This window comes from Stieleria sp. JC731 (assembly GCF_020966635.1).
Lineage (GTDB): Bacteria > Planctomycetota > Planctomycetia > Pirellulales > Pirellulaceae > Stieleria.
Map to the genome: position 1 here is coordinate 95,617 of NZ_JAJKFQ010000029.1, position 12,877 is coordinate 108,493.

The following is a 12,877-nucleotide window of genomic DNA, read 5'->3' on the forward strand; positions in this document are numbered from 1 at the left end:
CGAAGGGAAGGTTCTACGCCTTCGCACTTTTTCATCTCATTCTGGAGTTTCGTTTATGAAAGGAAAACCCGTCCGAACGGCCGGTTTCACGCTGGTGGAACTGCTGGTCGTAATCGCGATTATCGGGATCTTGGTGGGGTTGTTGCTCCCTGCCGTCCAGGCTGCTCGTGAAGCAGCGCGCCGTATGAGCTGCAGCAATAATTTCAAGCAGATTGGCTTGGCATTACACAACTATCATTCCGCGTTTAAGAACCTGCCCGCGCAAGCTGGTGGTACTTTCCACGCAACCAGCAACGGCAATCCCGGCGGTACCGATTTCACGGACAACAACCGTCGTCGTTTGAGCTGGCTCGTTCCATTGACTCCGTTCATGGAACAACAAGGTCTGTGGGACAAAGTCCGTTCGGCCTATGACGCCAATGGTGACGGTAGCTTGGACTTCCCACCAAACGGTCCTCGTCCTTGGGCAACCAACTACGAGCCTTGGATGACTCAGATTCCAACGCTTCGTTGTCCTTCGGACCCCAGCGTTCCTCCTCCGGGAATGGCTCGTACAAACTACGCAGCCAACATCGGTGATTCGACTGACTGGGTGAACCACGGTTTCTGGCGTTGGCAGAACAACACCTGGAACCAAGGCCACATCGCGAACGCGAACGCAAGCAACCGCGGCTTCTTCTACAACCGCAAGTACATGAAGTTCCGTGACGTTCTTGATGGTCTGTCCAACACCATTGCCGCTGGCGAAATCGCCAACAGCTTGGGTGACCGTGACATCCGAACCGATCCTTACTACGGCATCGGCTGGAATAACATCCACGGTCGTGGCGGTTCGAGCGGACCGAGCAGCTGTGTCGATGCGAACTTGATCGATCCAGAACGCCCCGGCTTCTGGGATCCATCGGTCGGTAACACCAACCCCGGTTTGCGTAACAACAACTGGAAACGTGGTTACCGCTGGTGCGACTCGGTTCCTGTTTACACCAGTATCACCACAATCTTGCCACCAAACCGCGAAGTCTGCATGGGCGGCGGCGGCGACTTCGACACCGGTGTTGAACCACCAAGTAGCCGTCACCAAGGTGGTGCACACGTCCTGATGGGCGACGGTGCGGTTGTCTTCATGACCGATTCGGTCGAAGCCGGTGATCCACGTCACCCAGTGGTCCAAAACCATGGTGCGACCAACTCAGCGTACCCAGGTTCATCACCCGGATCGAAAAGCCCATACGGCCTTTGGGGTGCTCTTGGTACTCGTGCCAGCAACGAAGTTGTTGAAGAAGCGTTGAACCAGTAAGTTCAATTTGTTTCTGATATCAATCATGCTACCCTGCGTGTCCATGCCGACACGCAGGGTTTTTTAGTCGACTGAGTCAACGATGCGATCTGCAACTTTTGCCAACCTAACGATCATTGCCCTGTTCATCCTGGGCTCGATCGCTTGTGATCGCAAACAGGTGAACCTTTTACAGAATCCTGACTCCGCAGCAAGTTCGACGCATCGGAGCAGCTCTGCGATACAAGGCAACGGGAAAACGGCAAAACACGGTTCGATCGATGACAGCCAACAATTGCTTTCCGAAGCGAAACAACTGATCAACCGGGGTGACTTTGCGGGCGCCGAAACCAAGCTACAGCAGCGATTGCTCGACAACGCTGACGCTGCTGATGCGAAACGGATGCTCGCTCAGGTCTTCGCCCGGAAAGGTCAATTCGAATCGGCTGCAGAACTACTGCTAGAGCTTTCCGAATCGGTGCCGTCGGAGTCTGTCGCACTGCAAATGCAGGCCGCCGAACTGCTTCTGTCCATTGATCCAATGCGTTCAATTCAAATCGCAAGTCAGTTGGTTCAACAGCATCCGGACCATGATGTCGCGAGGCGACTCTATGCAGGATTGCTGAACGAACAAGGCTTTCGCTTCGACGCCAATGAGCAGCTAAGACGACTCGCCGGACGAACCGCACTTTCGACTCGTGAGCTAATCGGTCTCGTCAATCCACTGTTAACCTGGGTTCAGTTTTCCACCAAACCGGACATCAGCGACGACGAACTTCTGAATCAAACCGGTGTCCTGAATGTTGTCGCGGCATTGCGGGCCAATGGTGATGTTCGAGAAGCACGTCAGGCTCTTCTTGAAAGTGAGCTGCTGGTCAAACAGAGACACCCTGCTGCACTTGCGATGGTGGGATGGTTGCATGCGTTAAATCAAGATTTCCAGGCACTGGATCGGTGGGCCGGACAGACGACCGATGAAATGAAGCGGTATCCAGCTTTTTGGATCGCAATGGGGTCACTGTTGCAGCATCAAAAGCAAACGGGTTCCGCGATGTGTTTCTACGAAGCGTTGCGACGTGAACCCGGTGCGATGGAAGCCGCTACCGCCCTCGCACAATCCTATGCATCTCAAGGCAAGGAAACGGCAGCACAGGAAGTTCGTGAATACCAGAAACTGGTCAACGAATCACAAGCACTTGCGTACAAGCTGGGTTCTGGTGGACCGCCAAACCCGGGGCTTGCCAAAGAAATGGGTCGAGTGATGAACAGTCTTGGTCGCCCCATTGAAGCACTCGCTTGGCAAGAAGCAGTCATCCAAGCCATCGCGCCAGGAGCCAAGCAGCTGGATGTCATTCGCGAGAACAAATCGCTGGTACTCGACCGTTTACAACAGCAAGCTAGCTTGCCTTTGCGGCTTGCCCTGACAAATGGCGAACTTCTCGATGCGGTCGAGCAGATGGAGAAAAGTCTTGCAGGATCGATCGATGATTCGAAAGCAGGTTCTTCGGGCGACACAGAAACCAAAACGACAACGTCCAGTACGTCACCGCCAAGTGCCCCACACTTCGTCAATGTTGCATCGTCACTGGGAATTTCGATCCGTCATTTCAATCGTCCGCAACCAATCGAAAAAGAGTTCCGCCTTTTTGAAGCCTTGGGTAGCGGCATCGCCGCTTTAGACTTCGATCTCGACGGAAACGTCGACCTGTACTGTGGCCAAGCCGGCAGCGATCCTCCACAGGGTAAAAGTCGCCTTACGAATGAACTGTATCGCAATCTCCAAACAACATTTGCCGAGATCACACGGAAGGCCGATTGCGAAGATTTTTCTTACACGCACGGAGTCACAGCAGGCGACTGGAATCAAGATGGTTTCCCAGACCTGTTCCTTGGCAACGTCGGACAGAACCGCCTATTCGTCAATCAAGGCGACGGCAGCTTTCGAGAGGTCAATCCGGCGAATCAAGCACCAAGCTGGGACAAAAACAGTGTAACAACGTCCGTCGCGATTGCAGATCTGGATGGCGATGCGATCGCAGATCTATGCGAAGTGAACTACGTCGATGATGAAAAGGTCTATCGCGAGATTGAATACGATTCGACAGGAGCACCCGTGTTGCTACCCGGCCCCAAGCAATTCGCGCCCGCGATGGCAAACGCTTGGCTGACGTCCCCAAAAGGCAAGCTGATTCATCAGCCATTTGGAAATAGCCCTGCTGATGCCAGTACCGGATTGGGCATTTTGGTCTCCGATATCGACTCTGATGGAACCAACGAAGTCTTTGTCGCCAATGATCAAAACCCCAATCATCTTTGGAAGCGAAACGTCGGCGAATCCACCTGGTCCGATGTCGCGATTGTTCGGGGAGTCGCTTTTGGTTCAGGTGGGAAACCAATGGCCTGCATGGGCATCGCGGTCGCAGACTTCGACAACAACCAAGAACTGGACCTCCATATCACCAACTTCAACGGCGAGTGCTCGAACCTCTACCTTCAAGACACATACAACGCTTTTGCCGATCAAGCCATCGCTGCTGAACTCGACCGCGTCACCGTCCCCATGGTTGGCTTTGGAACGCAAGCATTCGACTACGACCAAAACGGGAGTGTGGATCTTGTCATAGCGAACGGCCACATCGAAGATTTTCGCTACAAAGGCAAACCGTTTCGCATGCCGACCCAACTCTTGGCCGGCGTCGAAAACAAGTTCGTTGAACTCCCCTTTGAAGGCAACGATCCCTATTTTCGAGACGATCACCTAGGCCGCTGCGCTATCAAGCTCGATCACAATCGTGACGGCATGATGGACATTGCGATTTCAGATTTGCAGGAAGACCTTGTCCTTTTACAAAACAGGACGCAGGCTTCAGGAAAGTCGGTCATGTTTGAACTTGTCGGCATTCAGACTGAGCGTGATGCGATTGGCGCGCAGATCGAATGGGTTGCGAGTGGCCAAAAGCATCGCGTTTGGGTTCAGACCGGCGACGGCTACATGGGCAAAAACGAATCGGTGCTGCATGTCGGATTGGGCAACGCGGACTCGATCGACAAACTGACAGTTCGCTGGCCAAGCGGACAACAACAGCAACTATCAAATATCGTCGGTCAGCAACGTTTATTGATCATCGAAGGCGAACAAGAAGCTTGGTCACGCTAGTGGCGTCAATCTGAGTTTCATCAGATATCAACAGGTAAGTGAGTACGATATGGAATTATGGTTCATCGCTCTCAGCTGCTTGGCAATCATCATTTGCCTGTACATTGGCATTCGCTACCGCAGTGTTGTCGTGTTCCTATCCACAACAGTTCTTGCTTTGTTTGCATTGGCGCTGATCATGCCAAGCGAAAAACGAACAACTGTGTCGGTCACAACCGAATCGACGGAACGGCAAAAGCCGACGACCGAATCGAAATCAGCTGGTGATACGAAATCTGGAAAGCAATCGGATCAGCAAGTCGCGTCCTCAGAAAAGGATCGCAAGCAAACCGAAGTCACGCTGACCACGCTTGAATCTTTTCGCCCCATCGAAGTTCCCAATGACGGCTACGTTGGTTCGGATGCATGTAAAGAATGTCATGCGGAAAACCACGCCACCTGGGAAGCGTCCTACCATAGTACGATGACGCAGGTGGCCGATCCAGAAATTGTCCTTGGCGATTTTTCGGATGTCAGTGTCCAGTGCCAAGGACAAAACTACCGGATGACAATGCAGGACGGTGTCTGTTCGGTCATCACCGTCAACCCAGACGATCCGACCAAGCCTGTTTCCGCACCCGTCGTGATGACCACCGGTTCACACCACATGCAGGTCTATTGGTTTGCAACAGGGAACCGCCGTTTGCTTGGCATGTTCCCTTTGGTTCACTTGAATGAAACTGGCGAATGGATTCCAAGGCAATCTGCGTTCTTGGTCCCGCCGGGCTTATCGGCGTCGTTTGAGATGGGACGGTGGAATGAGACATGTAGCGGTTGCCACTCGACGCAGCCCAAAAGCCGACGACTTTCATCGGGTGATTGGGACACACACGTCGGGGAATTCGGGATCTCCTGTGAAGCATGCCACGGTCCCGGACAAGAACATCTCGACTTTCGCAGTCGATCGAAATCGCAAAACTCTGATTCTTTGCAAGCTCGCGACCCTGAAGAACAGGATCCGATCATCAACCCCGCAAACTTGTCAAAGGTTCGGTCCGCCCAAGTTTGTGGCCAATGCCATTCGGTCATCGATCCAAAATCCACGGATGCCGATTTCCAAGAAAAAGGGCACCAATACCGTCCCGGAAAGGATCTGCTTGAAACCCATAGCGTTTGGTTGCGTAGTTCGCCGGAATTCGAAAACACGCGAAAGACGCTCAATTACCCCGACCTCGAAACCCTACTGAACGAAACGTACTACCCCGACGGGATGATCCGAGTTAGCGGCCGTGAATACAACGGGCTCATTCGTTCACCGTGTTATATCAAGGGCGAAATGACCTGTTTGTCATGTCATGATCTACACCAGGACAATTCGGACGACCGGCCAATTAAGGAATGGGCCAACGATCAACTCAGTCAGCATGCGACCGAAGACCATGCGTGCACGCAGTGTCATTCTCCGGAGAAATATGGTTCGTCACACACCCATCATGCGGCAGAATCATCTGGGTCCAGTTGCTACAACTGCCATATGCCACACACGACCTACGGCCTCCTAAAAGCCATTCGCAGTCATCAGATCAGCAGTCCCAACGTCGGCGCCGACCGAGATGCGAAACGCACCAACGCTTGCAACCTTTGTCACCTGGATCAGACGCTGGCTTGGTCTGCCAAGCATCTCGAAGACTGGTACCAAACCGAGCCGCCAGTTCTTGATAAGACGGAACAAACGGTCGCCGCGTCGGTCATTTGGCTGACACGTTCCGATGCCGCGCAGCGCGCGATCACCGCGTGGCACATGGGCTGGGATGTGGCTCAATCCACCTCCGGAAACAACTGGCAACTTCCGTTGCTGACTGCATTACTGGACGATGACTACGAGGCGATCCGTTTAATCGCCCGACGATCAATCAGGTCCTTGCCTGGAGGCGAAAGCTTTGAGTTCGATCTGGTCACATCAAGCACATCTGAACAGCGTCAGAGGCAGGCGTTAAAGTTGCTAAGCGGATGGCTTGCGAAGGACGAATCCAAGCAGATCAATCGCCCCGAATTGCTGATACTCGGCAACGAAGGTATCGCAGTTGATCAACTGAGAAGCCTGATCGATCAACGTGACAACACGCCGATCACGCTCAGCGAATAGTGTCGCTGCAAATAGAGTTACTGCGACTTGAATACGAAACGAAAAAACCGCAACCAAAGTTAGCCTTCGATTGCGGTTTCACGTTTTTGGTTCTGGGTTGGCTTACTCGCCGTCATACCCAGTGTTGCTACGGATCAAATAAAACAAAGCTTGATCTGTAGCGTCTTGGCGAATTTCGGCCGCCAAGTTTTCGAGCATGACTGCTTCGTCAACTTGGCTTTCTTCCTTCACCGCTGGTAACTCCGCATCACCGATCCGTTGGGCCGGCGAAGGAGTCGATTGGACAGTTTTTTCTGCAATCACAGAATTGATCCCCTACAAAATGGAGGAAATGTCCCGTCGCGGTTTTGAAATGATTTCGAACGAAACGGCTCCTTCTCGATTACCGCGACGAATAAGTAAAAGAACACGCCGAAGGATGAATCCATCCTTCGGCCTTTCCATCTTAACACGCGTAGGCGAGCAGTCGAATCCACCGGAAAAGTTCGCATTGAAAGTTCTTCAATTCACCGCCCCCGATTAGCGCATCCCTAACAGGGGGACTGATTGCTGTTTGAACTTGCAAATCGCAGGACATGCGAACTGGGAGAATCACGCAATCGAGCTTTCTTCGCTGACATCTGTTTCGCCCGTCGGCTTCATCGCAGAAGCCGACGTCGCATTGGCAGCCCTTCGAAGGTAGTGGAGCGCTGATCAGTGTTTAGGCGAAATCATGATGTAGTCAATTCCACACATATACGCCTGAACGGCCTTTTGATTCGCTCCTGTGATCGCGATTTCCAAACGCAATGGCTTTTTTCCATCGAGTTTGACACCTTCGAGAACGATCGGATCAGACAAGCTGACCGATGTCGCGTAGAGGTCGATGTCCTGGTCAAAACGTTCACCGCTGGAATCGATCACCGAGACTTTGACCTGGGCGTAGTCTTTCGCTTTTGTCAGCCGCAACGAAACGTCATAGGTTCCTTCGTCTTGGAACGGCAACACGGTCGCCAATTTGGCACCAGTCTTCGCCCCCGTCCACCACAGTTGCTCATTGCCCGACCAATCTTTTCCGAACCCATGCATCCCTTGGGGCCGGGCGGAACCGGCGCTAACGTCAACATCGGCCAACATCTCGGCTTCGACAACGCTGCTACCGGCAGGGCCGATCACGCGAGAAGATGCATCCATCATTCCTGGCAAACCGACCTGGCTTGGTGACATCAGGTATTTGAACAAGTCGCGAACCTGACCGGGACTCATCGGCTGCAATTGGCCCGATGGCATCAACGACACGTTGGAAAGCTTGTCCTGTTCGATATCGTCTTGGGCGATCACGACAACCTCGGTGGCGGTTTGAACGGTCACCGCATCGTCGTTCTCGCTCTTCACGATACCGCTGACAACTCGTCCATCGGCAAGTAGGAAGTTCTGCACCTGATAGGCTTTTCCGATCAGCGAATTGGGTTCCAAGATATTTTCCAGCAGGTAGTCCAATTTGCTGCGGTTGGCTCCAGTGATGTCTGGACCGATGTCGCCACCGACTCCAAACAGCTTGTGACATTTTCCGCAGTTCGCTTCGTACAGAATACGCCCACGTGAAGCACTGGCGTTTGCCAACGCGTTGGGCTTCAAGATGTTGCGATACTTGACGTATTCTGCTTCCATCTCTTCGCTCGACTGGGCGATCTTTCCCCAAGCCTTCTCAAGGCGTGAGTTCAGCTTGTCGTTTCCGAGCGAGATTGCTTGACGGATGATGAACGCCGGAATGGTTGCCGGTTCGACCTTCCCGGATTCCATCGCGGACACAAATTGTTCAGCAGACTTGGGACGGGAGACCAAGGTGCTATACGCGGCCGTCTTGGCATTCTCAGACAGAGTTGGCAATGCCTCAAGCAACCGTGCAGGGATTTCGGCTGAATCGAAATCAGCCAATGCCGCGACCGCTTTATCACTGACAACGGAATCGTCCAGCAACGTTAGCAGGATCGATGGCAAATCCTTGTCACGTCCGGTTCGCAGCGCAGCCAAGGCTTCCAGACGTTTTGCCGGTTGGGAATTTCGATCGGCAAGGACGTTGCGAAACTGCGGGAACACACTGGAATCGCCAACCCGCATTGCGAATGACATCGCCAATTCACGCACTCGCGGCTGATCGACTTCGGCCAAACGTTTGTAGGCGTTTGGCCACTGCTGGGGCATTTTCAGCCCAGCACGACTTTCAGCAGCAGCGTTCAGTTCTTCGAGGATGGTCAGCTGATCGCGTTGATTTTTTCCTGTCGTCAGACGAGCGACCAAGGCAGCACGGCCTTCTGGTGTCGTAGCGGTTCTGCGAATTGCAAACCGCCCAACATTCGGCAGCGGGCTCGAATTGGCGATCGCCAAAGCTCGTTCTGGATTTTCATCCACCAAAGGCTCTAACCCGTACCAAACCATCAATGGCAAATTGTGGTCATGTGAATCGATCGCGGATTTCGCCAGATGTTCAACAATCTCCCAGCGACGATCGTTAGGCATGCGTTCCAAAACACTCGCCAAGTACCGACGAACAACCGCACTTGAATCATTCAGGATGTCGCCGGTTAGCGAAAGGCTTCCGTGACTGGCAACGCCTTTTGTTTGATAGGACTCACCGACAAAGTGAATCGCCCAGCCACGAACATATTCGTCTTCGTGTGCCATCATTTTTTGCAAGGCCGCTCCGCTGAGCGTCCCTGCGCCGTGCATCGCCCATAGGGCACGCAGTCGGTCTCGGCGGCTTGCCGATTTAGCGAAAGCTTCGGTTAGCAGGCTGCCAACATGATCGACGTTGCTTGACCCAGCGGCGGCTCGCTCTTGAATGATGCGAGCAGCCTGCCGAGCGATGAAACCATTGTCGTTTGATAGGTTTGCAACGAGTACTTCATCGGACTCATTCCACAAGTCGATTTTGACTGGATTCAATTGACCATATCGGATTCGGAACAACCGACCGTCGGTTCGATCCCAAACTTCATCCGTTCGATTGTGACAAGTTTGAACATCGTGCCAGTCCGATGTATAGATCGCTCCATCAGGACCGACCATGACTCCGACGCCGATCTCCAAGTGATCCCTTGCAAGCGCGAAGTCCGGTCGGTGTCGACCGATGTACCCCGACCCGTTTCGATCAACCGCCTCTTGAACGACACGGTGGCCGTGCAGGTTATGAAACAGCAGCTTGCCTTCGTATTGCGAGGGAAAGACACCTCCGTTGTAAATTGCCAGTCCACAATGGGCATGGCCACCGCCTAGCAATGACGTCCCAATCGGTGCGGAAGGTTTCGTCGTTTTGTTGTCGCCCCAGAACGCGTGGCTGGCAATATTGCCCGTGTAGTGGGCGTGATCGGCGATCGTTTTGATGTCGTCGTAGGTATAGGAATTGAAATGGTTCCCGGCCTGACGTTGATAACGTGCACCTTGGATGATGTGGTACAGGTGCGGAATCACACAGGCGGTAACAAACCAGTCACCTTCGTCGTTGAAATCAACACCCCAAGGGTTACTGGTCCCGTGAGCGAAAACTTCAAATTGATGTCGAGTCGGATGATATCGCCAAACGCCAGCGTTGATCGGGATCCGTTGATCATCGGGAGTTCCTGGCTTGCCGACCTTGCTGTGTGTGAAGACGCCGTGGCAACCGTACAACCATCCGTCGGGTCCCCAGGTAAAGCTATTCAGTGTTTCATGGGTATCGTGGTACCCAAAGCCATCCAGCAGCACCCTTGGCTCCGCATCAGGAACCGCGTCATGATCGGCGTCGGGAATGAAAAGCAATTCGGGAGCGGCACCGATCCAAACACCGTCAAAGCCAACTTCGATTCCGCTAGCTAAGTTGATGCCCTCGATAAACGTTTTCTTCGTCTCGAACGAACCATCGGCGTCCTCATCGGAAAACACGACGACGCGGTCTTTCCCCTGACCTTCGGGAGCCTTTGTCGGATAGGTGTGTCCTTCGACAACCCAGATGCGACCCTTGGCATCAAAACACATCGCAATCGGCTGAGTCAATTCAGGTTCACCGGCGATTAGATCGACGTCAAAGCCTTCAGGGACCATCATGTTTTCGGCGGCTTCCTTTGGTGTGTACCCGTCCGCGTACTTTGACTGATCGCGTCCTTCTTCGACCTTCCACTTGGCAGGCGTATAGGCAACCACCTCGCCAGTTTGAATATGAACGGACAGTCCTCGTTTACTGCACGAAACGATGTCCAGCTTCTTGTCACCATTGAGATCGCTAACCAAGACATCAGTCCCGACACCCGAATCGCCGTGGATCATTCGGGGGACAAAATCGATCCCATTGTCTGCAGATGTATTCTGAAACCAGAACAAAACCGGTTCTTGCAATCCGCCGGCGTCTTTGCCGGCGTGCGCCATAAAGCGTTTGCCAGTGACAATATCCTGTCGACCGTCGCCATCAATATCAGCGACCGCCACCGCATGAAGCTGGCTAAAGGCGATGCCATAATCGTTTTCCGTTGACGACTGTCCCATCAGATCGTGACGGACAAAGGTCCCCGCCGAAGTTTGCTCGAACCAAGCCAGCCCCCAAGCGTGCGCGTTCAACGAAGTCACAATGTCCGAATCACCGTCGGCATCAACATCAACAACGCAAATCTGTGCTCCGCCGCCACCGACGTTTTCTTGATTCCAGATCTGTTTCTCCCATAGCCCACGACCTGCATTGCCTTGGTCGCTAGTCAACGAGTCAGCGCGGACGCCAGGATTCTTCCACCAATAGGTCTTGTCCAAGAGATCCAGGTGACCATCGCCATCAACATCGCCGACGCCCAAACCGTGTGCGAACCGACCACCACAAGCCCCCGGGCGTGTCGCCGCATAAAACTGCCAAGGCTTGGTTGCATCTTCGCCGGCTGCGAAAAATCCATAGCTGCCCGCGTTGCCACAGATGATTTCCGGCAAACCGCCTGGCACGATGTCGGCGAATGCGGGTGATTCATTGTCAACGCCAGCGGTGATTTCCTTCATCTCCCAGTGCTCTGCTGACGCCGCGTTCCCTGGATTCAAATACAGACGTGCTGCCTGCCCAGGAAACCCAACCACCAGTACATCGTTCGCACCGTCGTTGTTCACGTCCGCGACGTGACTAAAAAACTGGTCGCTATAAGCAACGACTGGAAATTCACGAGGCGGCGCGATCTCAAAATGTTCGCTGAAATCTGGACCTCGAAACCAAAGAGGCCCGGCGACGATATCAGCGACACCATCCCCGTCGATATCGCCTTGTGATGCGCCTTCGGCATAAAAGCGATCGTGGATTCGCTGCGTCTTCCAACCGTCAGACGCCATCGTTGGTGCGGAGCCGAATGCGGCTCCCATCGAAAAGACGAGAGAGCAGATCGATAGCCTGCCCAATGGAATGCGGCCAATGAAGGTCATTCTAAACTGGAGCGGTTTTGAGGAAGGAAGGTCTAGGAAGGGACGGCACAGCGAGTTGCAGATGCCGCGTTTTATCGCGTCGGCGTTCTAATCACCGACGAATTCAAATCGATTCACTCAATGGAGTTCGATCGAGCTGGATTACTGCGAAAGCATTCACTTGCCAAAGACGACGGGAATAACGCCAAGCAAACTCGACCAATGCGTCGGCATCACAAGTGCCGTCATCGAACTTGAACGCTTCGCTTTCGACATCCGAGCGCCGCAAGGGCGGATCCAGTCACGGTGGACAACCCATAGGCTACACGATTTCCCCCAAGCGACAACAGTTTTGCGCGCTCTCAATCGATTTCGCAGGTTGCTGAAGATTCTGCCGGGGGGCCTTCACATCTGGACACTCAACTTGCGGTAAACTACCCATCGGTCAGCACTGCGATGCCAACCATGACTCATTCGATTTCTCTAATAACCGACCGAGGGCTCCCATGTCCGAATCTTTCGATACGCAATTCGCCGGAGCTGTTGAAGATCGCGACGCGATTTTGATGCGTCAGATGATGGGACAAGCCGAATTCGTTCTCTTGGCAGTGACCGACGACGATGACGACGATGATGATGGTGCGGCGAACGTCTTTAGCACCGAACTCAATGGCATGGACCTGCTGGTCGCCTTCACAAGCGACGATGCGGCGCGAAACTTTATCGAACTTCGCAAAGAGCAATACGAGGACGAAGACGAAATTGGCGGTTACATCCTGGGCGGTGAAACCCTGCTAGAATACATGCCGCCAGATCATGGGTTGTACCTGAACCCCGATACCGACTCGCCACTGGTCGTCGACCTCGATCTATTGGAGTTGGTTCAGAAAGCCCAGGTGTAACGCTTCACCTATCGACGCCGCATTTAAGTCACCCT

Annotated in this window: 6 protein-coding genes; 4 read left to right on the forward strand and 2 right to left on the reverse strand. The window is 53.5% G+C overall.

From position 1 onward, the window contains the following. Positions 1 to 55 precede the first annotated feature (55 nt). The 3 genes from LOC67_RS25185 (at position 56) to LOC67_RS25195 (ending at position 6,558) form a co-directional block, all read left to right on the forward strand. Positions 56 to 1,297: a DUF1559 domain-containing protein gene (locus LOC67_RS25185; protein ID WP_230265614.1), complete on the forward strand. Its 1,242-nt coding sequence runs from the start codon at positions 56 to 58 to the stop codon at positions 1,295 to 1,297. 82 nt (positions 1,298 to 1,379) lie between these two features. Further along, positions 1,380 to 4,433, forward strand: a complete 3,054-nt coding sequence (locus LOC67_RS25190; protein ID WP_230265615.1) for an FG-GAP-like repeat-containing protein — start codon at positions 1,380 to 1,382, stop codon at positions 4,431 to 4,433. 49 nt (positions 4,434 to 4,482) lie between these two features. After that, positions 4,483 to 6,558: a multiheme c-type cytochrome gene (locus LOC67_RS25195; RefSeq protein ID WP_230265616.1), complete on the forward strand. Its 2,076-nt coding sequence runs from the start codon at positions 4,483 to 4,485 to the stop codon at positions 6,556 to 6,558. Positions 6,559 to 6,660: 102 nt separating this feature from the next. Here LOC67_RS25195 and LOC67_RS25200 read toward each other — a convergent pair whose 3' ends face one another. Both LOC67_RS25200 and LOC67_RS25205 read right to left on the reverse strand, forming a co-directional pair. Further along, complete coding sequence (locus tag LOC67_RS25200; RefSeq protein WP_230265617.1) at positions 6,661 to 6,861, reverse strand: hypothetical protein; 201 nt, start codon at positions 6,859 to 6,861, stop codon at positions 6,661 to 6,663. 390 nt (positions 6,862 to 7,251) lie between these two features. Then, on the reverse strand, positions 7,252 to 11,961 hold the full coding sequence (locus LOC67_RS25205; RefSeq protein ID WP_230265618.1) for a PVC-type heme-binding CxxCH protein: 4,710 nt from the start codon (positions 11,959 to 11,961) through the stop codon (positions 7,252 to 7,254). A 485-nt stretch (positions 11,962 to 12,446) separates the two neighbouring features. Here LOC67_RS25205 and LOC67_RS25210 point away from each other — a divergent pair, with 485 nt between their 5' ends. After that, a complete protein-coding gene (locus tag LOC67_RS25210; protein ID WP_230265619.1) occupies positions 12,447 to 12,842 on the forward strand; it encodes an SseB family protein in 396 nt (131 codons plus the stop codon). The last annotated feature ends 35 nt before the right edge of the window (positions 12,843 to 12,877 follow it).

What these genes read in the sequence shown, in the direction of transcription:
- LOC67_RS25185 (WP_230265614.1), top strand. Translation starts at nt 56, where the DNA reads ATGAAAGGAAAACCCGTCCGAACGGCCGGTTTCACGCTGGTGGAACTG.
- LOC67_RS25190 (WP_230265615.1), top strand. Translation starts at nt 1,380, where the DNA reads ATGCGATCTGCAACTTTTGCCAACCTAACGATCATTGCCCTGTTCATC.
- LOC67_RS25195 (WP_230265616.1), top strand. Translation starts at nt 4,483, where the DNA reads ATGGAATTATGGTTCATCGCTCTCAGCTGCTTGGCAATCATCATTTGC.
- LOC67_RS25205 (WP_230265618.1), bottom strand. Translation starts at nt 11,961, where the DNA reads ATGACCTTCATTGGCCGCATTCCATTGGGCAGGCTATCGATCTGCTCT.
- LOC67_RS25210 (WP_230265619.1), top strand. Translation starts at nt 12,447, where the DNA reads ATGTCCGAATCTTTCGATACGCAATTCGCCGGAGCTGTTGAAGATCGC.